11 protein-coding genes and 2 pseudogenes are annotated in these 16,864 nt (G+C 71.6%); 9 read left to right on the top strand and 4 right to left on the bottom strand.

Going from position 1 to position 16,864, the window contains the following annotated elements; translation table 11 throughout:
- Positions 1-283 precede the first annotated feature (283 nt).
- The 5 genes and pseudogenes from BLW86_RS04680 to BLW86_RS43965 form a co-directional block, all read left to right on the top strand.
- Positions 284-1,666, top strand: a complete 1,383-nt coding sequence (locus BLW86_RS04680; protein ID WP_093872828.1) for a hypothetical protein — start codon at positions 284-286, stop codon at positions 1,664-1,666.
- Positions 1,663-3,078: a radical SAM/SPASM domain-containing protein gene (locus BLW86_RS04685; RefSeq protein WP_093872829.1), complete on the top strand. Its 1,416-nt coding sequence runs from the start codon at positions 1,663-1,665 to the stop codon at positions 3,076-3,078. Before BLW86_RS04680 ends, BLW86_RS04685 begins: the two co-directional genes overlap by 4 nt.
- Before the next feature lie 20 nt (positions 3,079-3,098).
- A complete protein-coding gene (locus tag BLW86_RS04690) occupies positions 3,099-4,985 on the top strand; it encodes a LodA/GoxA family CTQ-dependent oxidase (protein WP_093872830.1) in 1,887 nt (628 codons plus the stop codon).
- Positions 4,982-5,980, top strand: coding sequence for a hypothetical protein (locus BLW86_RS04695; protein ID WP_093872831.1), 999 nt, complete (start codon positions 4,982-4,984; stop codon positions 5,978-5,980). The genes BLW86_RS04690 and BLW86_RS04695 overlap by 4 nt, the downstream gene beginning before the upstream one ends.
- A 208-nt stretch (positions 5,981-6,188) precedes the next feature.
- Positions 6,189-6,578: pseudogene (locus BLW86_RS43965) on the top strand (tyrosine-type recombinase/integrase); the annotation flags it as partial.
- 199 nt (positions 6,579-6,777) lie between these two features.
- Here BLW86_RS43965 and BLW86_RS04705 read toward each other — a convergent pair.
- The 3 genes and pseudogenes from BLW86_RS04705 to BLW86_RS04715 all read right to left on the bottom strand — a co-directional run.
- A complete protein-coding gene (locus BLW86_RS04705; RefSeq protein ID WP_093872833.1) occupies positions 6,778-7,302 on the bottom strand; it encodes a P-loop nucleotide/nucleoside kinase family protein in 525 nt (174 codons plus the stop codon).
- Between the two features lie 139 nt (positions 7,303-7,441).
- Entirely contained in the window at positions 7,442-8,545 is a 1,104-nt protein-coding gene (locus BLW86_RS04710) for an IS110 family RNA-guided transposase (RefSeq protein WP_093872834.1), read from the bottom strand.
- Between the two features lie 151 nt (positions 8,546-8,696).
- Positions 8,697-9,032: pseudogene (locus BLW86_RS04715) on the bottom strand (IS5/IS1182 family transposase); the annotation flags it as partial.
- Positions 9,033-9,132: 100 nt separating this feature from the next.
- Between BLW86_RS04715 and BLW86_RS04720 the strand changes: the two are divergent.
- On the top strand, positions 9,133-9,750 hold the full coding sequence (locus BLW86_RS04720) for a hypothetical protein (RefSeq protein ID WP_143060221.1): 618 nt from the start codon (positions 9,133-9,135) through the stop codon (positions 9,748-9,750).
- Positions 9,751-9,772: 22 nt separating this feature from the next.
- The gene (locus BLW86_RS04725; RefSeq protein ID WP_093872836.1) at positions 9,773-10,150 is read left to right on the top strand and encodes a hypothetical protein; all 378 of its coding nucleotides are present in this window, start codon (positions 9,773-9,775) and stop codon (positions 10,148-10,150) included.
- Positions 10,151-10,309: 159 nt separating this feature from the next.
- Here the strand turns inward: BLW86_RS04725 and BLW86_RS04730 are convergent, their stop codons facing one another.
- On the bottom strand, positions 10,310-12,373 hold the full coding sequence (locus tag BLW86_RS04730; protein WP_093872837.1) for a SpoIIE family protein phosphatase: 2,064 nt from the start codon (positions 12,371-12,373) through the stop codon (positions 10,310-10,312).
- A 544-nt stretch (positions 12,374-12,917) separates the two neighbouring features.
- Here BLW86_RS04730 and BLW86_RS04735 point away from each other — a divergent pair.
- Both BLW86_RS04735 and BLW86_RS04740 read left to right on the top strand, forming a co-directional pair.
- Positions 12,918-15,584: a SpoIIE family protein phosphatase gene (locus BLW86_RS04735; RefSeq protein ID WP_093872838.1), complete on the top strand. Its 2,667-nt coding sequence runs from the start codon at positions 12,918-12,920 to the stop codon at positions 15,582-15,584.
- A gap of 122 nt (positions 15,585-15,706) precedes the next feature.
- Positions 15,707-16,849 carry an ABC transporter substrate-binding protein gene (locus BLW86_RS04740; RefSeq protein WP_093872839.1) on the top strand — a complete coding sequence of 381 codons (1,143 nt, stop codon included), beginning with the start codon at positions 15,707-15,709 and terminating at the stop codon, positions 16,847-16,849.
- The last annotated feature ends 15 nt before the right edge of the window (positions 16,850-16,864 follow it).

Consider the following 16,864-nt stretch of genomic DNA (forward strand, 5'->3'; position numbering starts at 1 on the left):
GGCGCGTACCCGTGGGAGCGGTGCGAGCCCTGGGGCATGGAGTCGGACGGCCACCCGTCCGGCACCTGGTCCGGCACCGTCACGGAGGCGGACTGACGGCACGCGCGGTCGCGTCCCGCCGGTGACGGAGACCGGCCGCGGTCCGCCGTGTCGCGCGTGACACAGGGTGACGATACTCGTATGTTTGATTACGTCCCGTAACTCTACCGCACGGGGTGGACCGCGCTCCGGGGTCGGCCGTACGCCGCCGCCCCGTCGGCGGCACGCCCGCCAGGAGGTGCCGGTGATCGACCGTATCTGGCTTCAACCACCCCTCGCCATCGCCCGGTTGGGTTCCTCGCCGATGCCGTGCGACAACTACCGCTACGGACCCAGCGACCTGACCCCGCGCGGTACGGGCAAGACCACCGTGGAGCCGGTGGAGAGCCTCGACCTCGCCGCCGACGGCAGCCTGACCACGCGGATGCCGCAGAAGGTCCGGTTCAAGGACGCGGACGGCTGGCGGCCGGTGTGCCCGTTCTTCGAGGTGCACGGCAGCTGGACCACCGCCGACGGCGAGCAGCGCACGGGGGTCCTCACCGCCGACGTGCTCGCCGGCTTCGGGCTGGGCCTCGGCGACGTGCGCTGGCAGGTCTCCGTCGCCAACCTCAAGGCCCACCACATCACCCAGCGGCAGGACGACCGCGTCGAGGCCCGGGCCGAGGTCCGTGGCGACGACCACCAGCGGCACCCGCTCGCCGGGCACTCCCCGCAGGGCACCGCCAACCCGCTCGTCCCGGCCGGCAAGTCCCTCCCGCTCGGCTCGGTCCAGGTGCCCGCGCCGAACGCCGAACTCCCCGAACTCCGGCTGCGGTTCACCCCGGGGAAAGGATTCGTGTACGGGCCGACGAACCTGGCCGAGCTCGCCGCGAACACCGGGTACCAGCTCCCGCAGGAGCGGCTCATCCTCAATCCGGCCGCGCAGTGGTGCCGGTTGAAGCTCAGAGACATCAGAGATGATGAACGGACCTCGCCCCCCGGCCTGTTCGCGGGCGCGGAGCGGCAGATCCAGGCCAGCCTGGGCATGGTCGACGACGTCTGCGACGGCACGGTCGCCGTGACCCTGCCGGGAGGTCTCACCGCCACCGCCCGCATCGTGGTCAGCCCGCCCGACTTCGCACCGGACCGCAGGCCCTTCGTCTCCCTCGCGGACGGACTCGCCGACCGGGTCAAGCGCGCCGAAGTGAGCGACCCCTCCTACATCGCCGACGAGGGACAGACCGCGCTGGAGATCCGTGATCTCTTCGAACGGGTCCTCGAAACGATGGGCAACATGAACGTGGACGTGCAGAACCAGCGCGTCCTCGACACCTACGAAGGGGTCGCGTGGACGGTTCCCGAACCGCTGACCGGCGTTCTCCTCGCGCTCACCGACCGCGGTCGTCGGCGCCACCGCCGCTTCGTCGCCCTCGAGGCTCTGGAAGACATGGTGCGTGAGCAGCCCGATCTGCTCGACCGCGTGGTACGGCCACCGGCCGAGGACCTGCCGCCCAGCTACACCGACCGCCGCATGCCGATCGGGATGCGCGGTGCCGACGCTGGACCGCTGCACCTGACCCGACGGCAGTACGACCTGCTGACCGCCTGGGCCCAGGGCCTGCGTGACAGGACGGAGCCGGGCACGTGACCGTACTCCTGCAGATCGGGCGGCGGCCCCCGGACGTCCCCGCACAGACCACGAGCCCGCTGCCGGCCGGGCCCGGAGCGCAGGTGCGGGCCTTCCGGAGTGCGCACGGGGCCCATCTCTTCGTCGCCGACGGCAGCCGTCTGTACGACCTGCCCGAGGCGACGGCGGTCCGGCTGGAGGAGTGGCTCTCCGCCTCGGAGGGCTCCCTCGACGAGCTGGGGCGCACACTGGACCTCCCGCTCTGGGGGGCACCGCGGATCGACGGCACTCCCCTCGCACCGCCTCCGCTGTCCTCGATCTCCCTCAACGTGATGCAGGCCTGCAATCTGAGCTGCGGTCACTGCTACGCCGACGAGGGCCGGTTCGGGGGAAGCGCCCGGGCGATGCCCCGGGCCACCGCGTACGCGGCGGTGGACCGGCTGCTGGCCGAGGCGGCGCCCGGCTCGGACGTCGTCGTGGGCTTCATGGGCGGCGAACCGCTGCTCGCCCGCGACCTGGTGCACGAGGTGGTCCGGTACGCCGTCCGGGCGGGGGCCACCACCGGGCACCGGGTCCGCTTCGCGCTCACCACCAACCTGACGACCGTACGGCCCGACGACGCGGCACTGTTCGCGGAGCACCCGTTCACCGTCACGGTCAGCCTGGACGGCGACCGGACCGGCCACGACGCCCTGCGCAGGGCGCCCGGCGGAGCCAGCGCATACGACCGGCTGCGGGCCGGGCTCGACACGCTCGCCCGCCACGGCCGCCCCCGCCACCTCTCCGCGCGCGTCAGCGTCACCCCGTACACCGGCCGCCTCCTGGACATCCTGGAGCACGGCATCGCGCTCGGCTTCGACGAGGTCGGGTTCGGTGCGGTGGTCAGCGCCCCGGACCCCGCGTACGAGATCACCGCCGAGGCCTTCGCGGGCTTCCTCGAGCAGATGACCGCCTGCGGCGAACGGGCCCTTGCGGAGCTGTCGGCCGGCCGCGCCTACCCGTTCGGCAACTTCCAGACCGCCATGGAGCAGCTGCACCGGGGCGCCCACCGCCCCTACCCCTGCGGGGCCGGCGCGGGCTACCTCAGCGCCTCCGCGGAAGGGGGCCTCTACGCCTGCCACCGGCTGGTCGACGACCCCGCCTTCGCCATGGGCTCACTGGCCGCCGGACCCGACACCGCCGCCCGGCAACGGCACCTGGCCGAACGCCACGTGGACCGGCAGGAGCCCTGCCGGTCCTGCTGGGCCCGCTACCTGTGCGGCGGCGGCTGCTACCACGAGGTCAGCCGACGGGGCCGGCCCGGCTGCGACTACATCCGCGGTTGGCTGTCCTTCTGCCTGCGCGCCTACGTCGAACTCGGCCAGGCCGCACCCGAGTTCTTCGAGCAGCGGTCCGCGGCGGCCCCGCTCACGAGCAGTGCCAGCACCGTCTGAAGGCCCGAAGGAGCCCGTCCATGCCCGACCTGCCGACTCCCACTGGGAAGATCCTCCCGCGCAACCTCACCGCGCGGGCCGACCACGTCGTACGCGGCAACCCCTCCAACACCCGCCCGGAGAGCGGGGTCGACAACTGCTTCCCGGGGCTCGAGTTCGACCAGCGCAACCTCGACAAGGCCTTCTTCCCCGGGATGCTCTTCGACTTCCACCGCTACAACGGTTCCCGGGCGCTGGAGGTGACCGGCGGGGTGGCCGCCGCCCACGGGCTGACCACGGCGGACCTGACGGGCGACAACCAGGTCTTCATCGGGGCCGTGTGCGGCCGGACCCGGGTGGACCAGACCGACGCCCAGGTCGAGCCGGTCGACTGCCGTGAACGCGACGGCCTGGATGTCTGGCGGCAGGTGCACGATCTGCTGCCGGGCCGGATCGCCGTACTCCTGCTGGGGCGCCAGACAACCGTCGCCACGCTCGGAGCCGCCGCGGTCGGCAACCTCAACGCCCTGCGCATGAGCGGTGAGAGCTTCGTCCGCCGTGCCCCCGACGGCCGGTTCCAGCTGGCCGTGCTGGTCTCGGACCGGGCCCGGTACCTGGACGAGAACGGGGTCATCGACCCGGAGGTGTACCAGCCGGGAGACCTCACCCGCAGCCTGTGCGCCCCCTGGCAGTACGACTTCCGTGACTGCGGCTGCTTCTACTGGGCCGCCTCGAAACCCGACGTCGCCGGCAACGCCGACGAGAGCATCCCGCAGATGAACTTCCTGCGCGCGGACCGCACACCGGTCCCGGACCTCGACACGGACGCACTGGACCTCGGCAGCCCGCGCAGGCGGCTGGAGCTCGGCTACCCCCGGCTGATCTCCGACTGGCAGGTGCTGCCCGTGGTGCTCAACGACCGCGAGGACGACAGCATCGGCAACCCGGTGCCGCCCGACATCCCGCTCCTCGACCGGGCGACCGTGATCAGCAGGCTCAAGTCACTGGCCACCGTCGAGCACGCACTGAGCGTGGAGTACCTGTACGCGCACTACTCGCTCAACGCGCCCAGGGAGCTGCCGGATTCGGCGAGTCGGCTGATGCGGCGGATCCACGCCGCGGCCTTCGAGGTGTTCGAGGTCGCGGTCGACGAGATGCGGCACCTGCGCTGGGTGAACGAGGCCCTCGGCACCCTGGGCGAGAAGCCCGTCGTCGGGCGGGCGGCGGAGATCGTGCGCGACACGGTCCACCCCTTCGAGCTCCGCCCGCTGACACCCGCGCAACTGCAGTGGTTCATCGACGTGGAGGCCCCCAGCCAGCAGGTGGGCACCGGCCTCGACGGCATGTACGTCCAGCTGCACCGGAGCATCATCAAGCAGCCGGACGTGTTCCCCGAGGCCGACAGGCTGGCCCACCTGATCAAGCTCGTCATCGACGAGGGCGAGGAGCACTTCCGTCGGTTCACCGCGGTGAAGGAGCACTTGGCGGGCCTCGATCCCCTCGTGTACCTGCGACCCCTGCGGCAGCCGGGCGCGCAGGACGAGCTGGGCCGGGCGCTGCTCGACCTCAGCGACCGGTACTACGCGGCACTGCTCGGCACCCTGCAAGCCACCTTCGCACTCGGCGACCAGGCCGGTGGTCTGCTGATCGGCCAGGCCCGGGTCACGATGGAGAACCTCCACGAGATCAACCACCTCCTCGCCACCCGCGGCATCGCGCCCCGCTTCACCCTGCCCCCGGCCTTCGCGCCGGGCGCGGGCGAGCTGCCGCCCGAGCTCGCCGACGGCCAGGCCACCAGGGAAGCGGCCATCGCGGCGATCGAGACCCTGGCCGCCATTCGGGAACTCGAAGGGGACCTGAGAGACATCACGATCAGTCAGCAGTTCGAAACCGCGGCTCTGCTGGACGTACTGGACCTTCAGGGATGAGCCGCCCCGTCGAGATCGGCGGGGCCGGACTGGCGGAGCTGACCTGCGCCCGGCTACTGGCCGGGCGCGGGCACCGGGTCCGGCTGCCGCCGCCCGGGCCGGGCACGGCGGGGGCGGGCGCCACGGGGGCTCGGCCACTGCTGCTCGCCGGGCCGACCCTGGAGCTGCTGGACTCCCTGTGGGGTCCGGGACTCCTCGAGGGGACCTGGGAGGTGACGCACCGTCAGGTACGCTGGGGCGACGGGCCGCCGACCCGGTTCGCGCAGGCCGGCCGGGTGGTGGACGGAGCCGAGGTGGCCGTCCGCATGCGGGAGCGGCTGGCGGAGCACGGCACGGACGAGGGGCGCACGGCTCCGCCGGAGGGACCGCCCGGCTGGGTGGTGACCGCCCGTGCGGTGCCCGAACGGGCCGCCGGGCGGCGGCGGTTGCTGGCCGGGACGGCCCCGCTGCGCCCCGGTGCCGACGAGCGCACCGCCGTCCTCGGCACCGCCGAAGCGGGCTGGGCGCAGCTCACCCCGCTGGGGCGCGGCGCCGCCCTCGTACAGGCCATGGTGCCCGGTCCGGCCGGGGACCCCGTCGCCCTGCTCGCCCGGCTGGCCGCCGAGACCGGTCTCGGGGCGCTCCTGCGCCACCCGCCCCGGTCCGCCGCCGCCGTCCCGGCCGCCCCGCTGCTGCACCCGGCCCCCGCGACGGCACCCGCCGGGGACGCCCCGGGCCGGCTGCTGGTGGGGGCCGGAGCCATCCGCTACGACCCCCTCAGCGGCACCGGAACCGCGCAGGCCCTGCGTACGGGCATCCTCGCCGCCGCCGTCATCGACGCGGCCGTGCGGGGGACCGCGGCGCCCCGTGCGCTGTGCGCCCACTACGCCGCCCGGCTGCGCGCGGCCTACGCCGAACACCAGCGCAGCTGCGCCCGGTTGTACGGGAGCGCCTTCGCCGGACCCGCCTGGTCCGACGAACTCGACGGCGCCCGGAACGCCGTCGCGGTCGGCTGACTCCCTCGACCGCCTACGGGTCGCACGAGGGGCGCCAGGTCAGGTGCGGCAGGAGGTCCCGCCCCTGCTGTTCGGGGATGCCGACGACCCCTTCCAGGGCGTCGTCCCACCGGAGTACATCCCCAACCGGATCACCATCCCCACGCTGGAGGAGATCCACGCGCCCAAAGAGGTCGGGTCCAAGGCTCTCGTCGTCATCATCGACCTGATGTCCGGGTGTGGGCACCGGAACGGAGAGGCGTTCGCAGCCAACCTCGAAGGGATGGTGGCCAACGACGTGTACCGCATCACCGAGCAGATCGAGGGGAAGGCCCGCCAGCGTTCCCCGCTCAAGCACCGCAGGGCCGACGACTTCCGCGAGGTCCCCATGCCGGCCACGGTCCGGGAGTCCCTCCTCAGCTACGCACACGACGTCGGCGCGGACCAGAATGGCTTCCTCCTGCGGACTCAGCGCAGCGCCTACCGGGCACACACGACGCTCGACCACCAGTGGAGCGCGGCCAGGAAGCGGGCCGGCATCACACGGAAGCTGAACCCGTACTCCCTACGCCACTTCTTCGCCTCGAACTGCCCGTCCAGGGGAATCCCCATCACCGATGCAGCTGAGTGGATGGGGCACTCCAACACCAACATGGCATACCGCATCTATCGCCACCTCATGCCGGCATCAATCGGGCGCGCAGCCAAGGTCTTTGAGGCCGGGCTCTCACGCGAAAACACTAGGGCCTGTCCGGCGGATCATTTCGGGCTGATGCAGGGCACGCCTGGTACGGCTGAGTCGTCGTGGGCCGCAGCAGTCACGCGAACGAGGGCCACCGGTCGGCGGCCCACTCCCGCCAGTCGACCCACCCGGGCGGCGGGCCGGCGACCCTGCGGCCCTCCAGTTCCGCCGCGTCGGGCTCCTCGAAATGCGCCCGCCCGTGCATGATGTCGGCCTCGGACATCGGCAACGTCTCCTCTGGGGTGGTCGCCCAGCGGTGGGCGATACGGGCGCGTTGGGTCTCATCGTCCACCGGCAGGTAGACCATGCGGAAGCATGCCTCCTCGGCCTCCACCAGCCAGCGGATCGCAGAGCGTTCGTCCCGTGACCAGCAGCCGTAGTCCACGACGACGTTGGTGCCCAGTCTGACCGCCTCCAAGGCGAGCCAGAGCATGCGCCCCTCCAGCACGTCGCGCTTCCCGTCCGCCTCCGCCTCGCCGAACAGGGGAATCATCCAGTCGTCGGGCGTCAGGCGCAGCGCGCCGTGCTCGGCGGCGAGCTGCCGGGCTCGCGTGGTCTTTCCGGCTCCTGGCAGGCCGACCATCAGGAACAACGTGGTCACGCCCCGATCGTGGCAGGGAAGCCGATCAGACGACCACTGCTTTGTCTGCCCGCCCGATCATGGGCTGAGCCACAGCCGGATGGAGGCCACGGCGACAGTGCCGTGGAAGACGTAGACGCGCTTGATGCCCCTATGGATGTCAAGCAGCCAGGGCTTGGTCCTGGGACGTGGTGTGGGCTCGGATGATGATCGTGTAGAGCTCTCGGGCGACGTAGCGTTTGAGGCAGCGGATGGCTTCGCGTCGTGTCTTGCCTTCGGCGATGCGTCGCTCGACGTAACTGCGGCTTCGGGTCTCCCAGCACAGTCTGGCCAGAACGATGGTGCAGAGGGCCGAGTTGGCCTGTCGGTCGCCACCGCGGTTGAGTCTTCTGCGCTGGGTCTTGCCGGAGGAGGCTTCGACCGGGCTGACGCCGCAGAGCGAGGCGAAGGAGGCCTCGCTGCGGAGTCGCTCGGGGGTGTCGCCTGTGGCGATGAGGAGCGTTGCCGCGGTGTCCGGGCCCACTCCGTAGCACTCGAGCAGTTGAGGTGTGTGCCGGCTGATCACGTCGGTGATCTGCTGTTTCAGGGCTGCGATCTCGTCATCGAGTTCCTCGACGCGCCGGGCCAGGAGCCTGAGCGCGAAGACGGCCGCGGCTGTGGCCGTGCCGGCCGCGGTCTTCGGCAGTGCGATGCGGGCACGGACGAGCTTGGGAATGGTCAGTTTGTCCAGAGGCTCTCGTAGGTCTGGATTCGCCGTCACGAGGACGGCCCGGAGCTGGTTGATGGCCTGGGTGCGGGCTTTGACCCCGGAGACCTTGGCCATTTTGAAGAGCCGGAGTGCTTCGGCCGGGCCGTCCGCGAGCTTCGCCGTCGCGGTGGCCCGGCCGGACAGCACGGCATGCGCTGCCGCCTCGGCATCGATGGCGTCGGTCTTGCCCCGGCGGCGCCGGGTGGCCTTGTCCGGCTGGTTCACCTCGATCACCCCCACACCGCTGCCCCGCAGGAAGCGGCTCAAGGCGGCTCCGTAGGAACCGGTGCACTCCACTCCCGCTCGGTCCACCGTGCCGTGCGAGCGTGCCCAGTCAAGCAGCTGCCGGTAGCCGTCGGACGTGGCGGAAAAGCTGCAGGAAGCAATCAGCTTGCCGGTCGTGGAAACGACGGCTGCCACGTGTGCGTCCTTGTGCGTGTCGACGCCGAGCACGACCTCCCGGTGGCGGTGGTGGTGGTGCAAGCGGGTCGGCCGGGTCACGCCGGCACTGGTCATCGGTCTCCTGCCATCGAACCGGAGGGCTGGTGGCCGTCGCCGGGCCGGCAGGGTGGTCAGGACTGTGACGGTGCCTGTCGCGAAGGCCCCTATCGGGACACGCCCACCGGCCTGACGGCAGCGAGTGCCGCCCCGAACGGTGGTCGACAGATCAAGACGCAGGACATCTGACAGTCAGTCGTAGCGCGGGTCCGACCACCGCCGAGACGGCACCGCCATCCTCACAGTCATAGCGGGTGGCCACAGCGCGTGAGTGCTTCAGGAAGTTGATCATCCGCTCGACCTCGTTGCGGCGCCTGTGCATCTGCCGGTCGAAGCCGACCGGCCGGCCTCCGGTGCTGCCCCGGCACCGATGGTGGGCTCGCTGGCCCCGCCGCTCGGGGATGGTGTGCTTGATCTGCCGCCGACGCAGATAGCGGCGGTTACGGCGCGAGCTGTACGCCTTGTCTCCGCCCAGGTGGTCGGGACGCGTACGCGGACGTCCGCCCCCGGCGCGCTTGTGGTGCGACTGCCCGTACGGGCGGGAGGGCGATTTCCGCAAGCACTGTGTGGCGGTGGGCCCGGCTGTCCTGGGGCAGGCCGAATCCGTGCCTCGACAGCGGTCGGCCGCCGCGTCGCGTACCCGGCTGCTGGACGCCCGGTTGGAGTTCCGTACCCGCGAGGAACTGCTCGCCCTGGTACGGGAACAGCTCGCAGGCGACCGTGACCTGCGCCGCCGCCTCGAGCTGCGTGCGGCCGCCGCCGGGGAGGACGCCGGCATCGCCCGGGAGCGCATCCTGAGCCCCCTCGACACCCGTCCCTTCGCCCGCTACGGATACGTCGAGTACGCCGACGCCCGCGCATACGGGCAGCAGGTGGCGGAGGCGGTCACCGCCCTGCGGGCGCTGACGGCGAGCGGCCGGGCCGCCGACGCGGTGGAGGTGGCCCGCGAGGCCCTGCGGGCCTTGGGGCTGACGTACGGGGAGATCGCCGACTCGGACGGACTGATCGAGGACGTCGCGAACGGCCTGGCCGAGGCCCACCTGGAGGGCCTGCCTGACCGCCCGGCCCGATCCGGTGGAGACCGCCGAGTGGCTCGTGGGCCACCTGCTGGACGACGCCGACGACGCCGCGGACGGGCCTGTTCGACTACCGGTAGGTGCTGGGTGAGCCGGGCATGGCCCGGGTGCGCGACTTGGTGGCGGCCGCCTGGCGTCCAACCCTGAGGGGTGGGCGGAGAAGTTCCTCATGGAACGTCTCCTGAAGACGGACGGCGGCAGCGTGGACGTGCTGGTCGCGATCCACGCGGCGGACCTTGCCCCGAACGGCCACACCCACCTCTTGATCGCCAGGGAGCTGGAGGCGGCGGGTCGCACGATCGAGGCCCTGGGGTGGGCCGAACGCGGCCTGCGGGAGGCCGAGTCCGCCTGGGGACCGGACGAGGAACCGGCCACCTTCGTCTGCGAACGGTACGCGCGGGTCGGCCGCCTGGCCGACGTGGTCATGGTTCGCCGTGACCCGCTGCGGGCCCGCCTCTCGCCGGCCGCCTACCAGCAGCTGCGTACGGCGGCCCGTGCGGCCGGTGCCTGGAAGGGCGCCGAGCGCGCGGGCGCCTGGAGGTACTGAAGGCCGCCGGCCAGCCCCAGAAGGGCCGGTACGGCGGCTCGGTGCCGGTCGACGCGCACCACGGTGTCGAGCGGGTGGACGAGCCAGGCTCGCTGTCCTGAACGGAGCTGTACACGAGCGCTGCAGCGGCTGCCAAGACACACCGGACTCGACGCCTCCTCAATGGGCGCGGCGGACGCGGGCGAGGACCAGAACCGCGTCGTCGGCCGGCGGGGCGGGCAGCAGGCTCGCGAGGATGCGGTCCGCCATTGCTTCCAACGGGCCTGGGGCCCTGCCCAGTTCGGCGCGCAATGCCTTCAGACCGACCTCGAGGTCCGCGCCTCGTGTCTCGATGAGGCCGTCGGTATACAGGGCGAGACTCGCGTTTCCGGGGAGTTCGATCTCGATCGTCCGGAAAGGACAGCCGCCGACGCCGAGAGGGACTCCCAGGACGTCGTCGATGGTCTCCACTGTGCCGTCCGGCCGGAGTACCAGGGGCGGGGGGTGGCCGGCGCTGGCGATGCGGGCTCCTCCGCTCTTCGGGTCGTAGACGATGTACAGGCACGTCGCCAGCTCGATGCCGGCCTCCTGGGCGCATGCGTCGAGCTCGGTGAGGAGGTCGTCGGGCTCGCTGTCGTGCCTGGCCAGAGCCTTGGTGGTGATACGAAGGCGGCCCATGGCGGCGGCGGCCGACACACCGTGCCCCATCACGTCGCCCACCACCAGAGCGACTCGGCCGTCGGGCAGGCTGATCACGTCGTACCAGTCTCCGCCGACCTCGGTGATCCGACTGCCGGGTACGTACCGGTGGGCCACGTCCACGTACGGGCTGGTCGCCAACGCGCTGGGCAGCAACGCCCGCTGCAGGGTGAGGGCGATGTCCTGGACGCGGCTGTACAGACGGGCGTTGTCCAGGCAGATCGCAGCCCGTGAGGCGAGCTCACCGGCCAGGCTGACATCGTCCCGGGTGAAGGCCGGCCGGCCCGCGGACCGGCCGAACATGGCGATTCCCTGGACCGTACCCCTGGCGATGAGCGGGGCGACGAGGACGCAGGCCAACCCACTCTCGGCGAAGAGCTGTGCGCGTGACTCGATGAGGACGGTCCGGGCCAGGAACTCCTCGTCCACCACGGCGGAGATGGCGCGACCGGTCCTCAGCATGTCGTGGATGACGGAGCCGGGCGGATACCGCACCGTCTCCACCCCGCTCACGAGTTCGGTGGCCGGAGGGGGCAGGATCGTCCCGGAGGCGATCCTGCGGGTGAACAGCGGTCGCGCCAGGTCGAAGTCCTCTGCCTCGTCCATCCACTCCACGACTTCGACCACGGCGCCGTCGCAGAAGTCCGGCATGGAAGCGTCGACCAGCTCCTGGGCGGTGACGCTCACGTCCAGGGTGGTCCCGATGCGAGTGGAGGCCCCGTCCAGCAGAGCCAGCCGTCGACGGCTGGCGGTGGCTTCCAGGATGGCCTGTTCCCGGTCGGTCACGTCCAGCATCAGCCCGCCCACTCCGGGGCGCGAGCCGACCGCCTGGCTCAGGGGGAAGAAACTCACCGACCGCACCTGGTCACGGTCCGGATGCCCCCGCGGACGCATGCCCACCAGGGTCCCCACGACCGGTGCTCCGCCCAGGGCGACGCCGCGGAGCATGCGCTGGTACTCACCACCGTCGGACATGATCATGATTTCGTCCATACGCCGCCCGAGGTGGGCCTCGATCGGCAGACCGTCCATGTCGGCGAGCGCCTGGTTGAGATGGACGTACCGGAGGTCCTGGTCGAGCATGACCAGACCGATGGGGCACGTCTCGAAGAGGGCGTCGAGGAAGGCGAGGTTGGTCTTGACCCGATCGAGCTCGTCACTACGGCTCGCCAGCACCATCACCACCGAAGGTCCGCCGGATCCGGTCACGGAGAAGGCCCGGAAGCCGCAGTCGAAGACGGTGCCGTCACGATGCCGGGCCGGCAGCCGCCCCCTCCAGTAACCCTGGGTCCGGCCCCGCTCGGTCAGCCGGGCGCACGGATCGGGGGCGCCCCGGGGCCCGTCGGCGAAGAGAACGGCGCCGGGCCTCGACAGGACGGCGGTGGCGTCATATCCGAAGAGGTCCCGCGCGCCGGGCCCCCAGTAACAGACGAGGTCCCCGTCATCGAGGCCGAAGACGGCCACGGGCACGTGCTCGAGCAGCGTCCCCGGCTCGGACCAGAACGGGCCGTGGGTCTCCTCACCCCCCGGCCGAGCCGATGGCACGAGACGTCCCCTTCCACTCGCCGTTCCATCCATTATCCGGACACCATGGGCATTCCGCGGCGCGAAGCGCGCCGTAGCGAGGACCGAGCCGAGAGAAACGCCCCCGGCCGCCGGTGGCCGGCTCAGCGCAGCAGGGCGGCAACGGCGGCCGGCACGTCGTTGAGCTCGTCCCGTCCGCCCTCCGTTTTCCTGAACCGGCATGACTTCTTGCACGGCGTGTGGGCGTGGGATCCACATCGGCGCGGCGGCGGCCCGGATCCCGCCCGCGCCCCCACGCGCCGCGCCACACCCTCGCTCTGCGGAAGGGGCCCGGATCGCCGGCTCGGCGACCGTCGCTCCCCGCTGCCGACGGCCCGTAGAGGTTAGAAAATAAAGTATGAGCGACCTACTTGGACACGTCCGACGTCGGCTGCTCGGCTCGACCACGAGCTCTTCCTCTCCCCCTCGGCGTCCCCCCTCAGGAAGCCACCAGGAGCGTCAGGAGCACGCCCGGCCCCCCGAGGGAAGGGCGCGGCGGCCGCAGCGTCTGTCCTCCCTTCTGAGCGTGCGCAGCGTGGCCGGCGAGGTGTTCCTCCTGCAGCTGGCCGTCGTGGTGCTGCTCGTCGCCGCCGCGGTGGTGGCGCTCGTGGTGCAAGCCCGGAGCGCCGGCATGGTGGACGCCCGGCACCGTACGCTCGCCGCCGCCGGAACGTTCGCGGAATCTCCGGGAATCGTCGCGGCCCTACGCAGCCCCCATCCGAGCGCAGTGCTACAGCCGAGCGCCGAGGCGGCCCGGAAGATCGCCGGGGTCGACGGCATCAACGTGTACACGCTCTCCGGGGTCACCCTCGCCCACAGCGACCCACGGCAGATCGGAAAGCACGTCGTCGGCCCCTTCTCCAAGGCGGCGGCCGGCCAATCCTTCACCGAGACCTTCGAAGGGTCCTTGGGGCAGTCCGTGGTATCGGTGGTCCCCGTCAAGGACTCCGACGGCCGCGTCATCGCCATCGTCTCCTCCCCGGTCACGGTCCAGAACGTGCAGAGCATGGTGAACCGGCAGCTGCCGGTCGTCCTCGGCAGTGCAGCCGCGGTGCTCGCCCTGTCCGCGGGCGGAACCGCTCTGGTGAGCCGTCGGCTGCTGCGCCGGACCCATGGCCTGGGACCGGCCGAGATGACGAGGATGTACGAGCACCACGACGCGGTGCTGCACGCGGTGCGAGAGGGCGTGCTGATCATCGGCGGCGGCGGACGGCTGCTGCTGGCCAATGACGAGGCGCGGCGGCTGCTGCGTCTGCCCGTGGACGCGGAAGGCCTCCCCGTCACGGACCTGGGTCTGGAGGAGGGAATCGCCGAGCCGATCGCATCGGGCCGTTCCGCGACCGACGAGCTGCACATGGCAGCCGATCGACTGCTGTCGGTGAACATCCGGCCCACCGCCCCCTACGGGCAGGCCGGGACCGTCGTCACGCTGCGGGACACCACCGAGCTGCGGGCGCTCTCCGGCAGGGCCGAGGTGGCCCGCGAGCGGCTGAAGCTGCTCTACGACGCGGGGGTGCGGGTGGGAACGACGCTGAACGTCGAGCGCACTGCGGAGGAACTGGCGGAGGTGGCGGTCCCGCGGTTCGCCGACGTGGTCACGGTCGACCTGCTGGACCCGGTGCTGCGCGGCGAGGAGCCGACCGAAGCGAGCACCGAGATGCGCCGCACCGCCGCCGTCGGCCTTCAGGGCGACCACCCGCTCTACCCCGTCGGCGAGCTGATCCGGTTCGTTCCCACCAGCCCCATGGCGGTCGGGCTGGCCGACGGCCGTGCGGTCCTGGAGGCGGACCTGCGCGTCACCCACCGCTGGCGGACCCAGGACCCGGCCAACGCCCTGCAGATCCTGGACCGCGGCATCCACTCCTTGATCGCCGTGCCCCTGCGGGCCCGGGGCGTGGTGCTGGGGATGGCCGGCTACTGGCGGGGGCAGGACTCCCCGCCGTTCGACGAGGAGGACGTGTCCTTCGCCGAGGAGCTGACCGCCCGGGCGGCACTGGCCGTCGACAATGCCCGCCGCTACACCCGCGAGCACACCATGGCCGTCACCCTGCAGCGCAGCCTGCTGCCCCGGGGCGTACCGGAGCAGTCCGCCGTCGAGGTCGCGCACCGCTATCTGGCTGCCCAGGCCGGTGTGGGCGGTGACTGGTTCGATGTCATCCCGCTGCCCGGCACCCGGGTGGCCCTGGTGGTCGGCGACGTCGTCGGCCACGGTCTCCACGCAGCCGCCACCATGGGCCGCCTGCGCACCGCCGTGTACAACTTCTCCACCCTCGACCTGCCTCCGGACGAACTCCTGAGCCACCTGGACGAGCTGGTCGCCCACATCGACATCGACGAGCAGGAGTGGCAGGGGATCACCGGAGCCACCTGCCTGTGCGCCATCTACGATCCCGTCTCGGGGCAGGTGACGGCGGCCACCGCCGGGCATCCGGGCCCCGCTCTGGTCCGCCCCGACGGAACCGTGTCCTTCCCCGAGGTGCCCGTCTCCCCGCCGCTGGGCCTGGGCGAGGGCCTGCCCATGGAGACCATGACGGTCACCCTGCCCGAAGGCTCCCGGCTGGCACTCTTCACCGACGGGCTGATCGAGAGCCGCGACCGCGATCCGGACGCGGGCCTGGCAGCGCTGCGCGCCGCCCTGGCCGGGCCCGCCCGCACCCCGGAGGAAACCTGCACCACGGTGATCGACGCGATGCTGCCCACCAGGCCCAGCGACGACGTCGCGCTGCTGGTCGCCCGCACCCGCCGACTGGACCCGGCGCGGATCGCCGAGTGGGACGTGCGCCCCGACCCCGCGGCGGTGTCCCCGGTGCGCAACGCCTGCGCCCGCCGCCTGGCGGACTGGGGCCTGGAAGACATCGCCTACACCACGGAACTCATCCTCAGCGAGCTGATAACCAACGCCATCCGCTACGGCACCGATCCCATCCGGGTGAGGCTGCTGTACGACCGCAGCCTGATCTGCGAGGTCTCCGACGGGTCCAGCACCTCCCCGCACCTGCGCCGGGCCGAGGCCACCGACGAGGGCGGTCGCGGCCTGTTCCTCGTCGCACAGTTCGCCGAGCGCTGGGGCACCCGCTACACCGCCCGCGGCAAGATCATCTGGAGCGAGCAGGCCCTCCACGACGGGTCCGCACCGCCCGCGATGGATCTCGGGGAGGCGCTCCTGGCCGGGTGGGACGACGAGGGGTTCTGAGAACGCGCCGGTACGGCAGCCGCAGGGAAGACAGCGGACACCACCGTCTGGGACTGCGCTGCCGAGGCCGCCGAACGTACGCTGGCCTCGATCAGTACGCGACCGCCCGTTATGGAGCCTTTGTGCCCGCACCTCGTCTCCGGACAGCCTCCGTCGCCGCCTGCCTGGTCCTCGCGGCGCCCCTCGGCGCCTGCGGAGACAAGCCCCCCACCGCGCCCAGAGCACCCGCGGTGGCCACCTCCGCCGCGGACGCCGGCGGCATGGCAGCACTGACCACAGCGGCGAAGAAAGAGGGCTCGCTCCACACGATCGCGCTCCCGAGCGACTGGGCCAACTACGGCGCAGTGATCGACGGCTTCGAGAAGAAGTACGGGATCAAGGTCATGGTGGAGAGCCCGGAAGGTACCAGCCAGGACGAGATCAACGCCCTGAAGGAGCACAGGGGCGGAGGCCGCGCCCCCGATGTGATCGACGCGGGGGGATCGTTCGCGCAGTCCGCGGCACGGCAGGGCCTGCTCGCTCCGTACAAGGTCGCCGCGTACGACGAGATCCCCAAGGAACAGAAGGACGACCGGGCCCGCTGGTACAACAACTACGGCGGTTACATCTCGATCGGCTGTGACGCCAAGCGCGTCAAGACCTGCCCCGCGACCTTCGCCGACCTGCGCAAGCCCGAGTACAAGGGCAAGGTCGCCCTCAACGGCAACCCCACCAACTCCGGCTCCGCCTTCGCCGCGGTCTACGCGGCGGCCCTGGCGAACGGGGGTTCCTTCGACGACATCCAGCCCGGCATCGACTTCTTCGCCGAGCTCAGCAAGAACGGCAACTTCATCCCGGTCGAATCCACCCCGGCCACGATCGCGAAGGGCCAGACCCCGATCAGCATCGACTGGGACTTCCTCAACCTCGGATACGCCGACGAATTCCGCGAGAACGGCACGGACGTCGACTGGCAGACCGCCATCCCCTTCGACGGCAGCTTCGCTCAGTACTACGCGAACGGGGTGAACAAGGACGCTCCGCACCCCGCGGCGGCACGTCTGTGGCAGGAGTACGTCTTCAGCCCGGAGGGCCAGAACCTCCGGCTCGGCGCCTATGCACGCCCCGTCCTCATGGACGCCATGGAGAAGGACGGCACCCTCGACAAGGCCGCCGCGGAGAAACTGCCGACGGTCGAGGGCACGCCGACGTTTCCGACGGAGGCGCAGAGGGAGAAGGCAAGAGAGACCGTCAACCGCGGCTGGGCCGAGGCCGTCTCGAGCTGAGGGCCAAGGGCACTC

The organism is Streptomyces sp. TLI_105 (assembly GCF_900105415.1).
Taxonomy (GTDB): domain Bacteria; phylum Actinomycetota; class Actinomycetes; order Streptomycetales; family Streptomycetaceae; genus Streptomyces.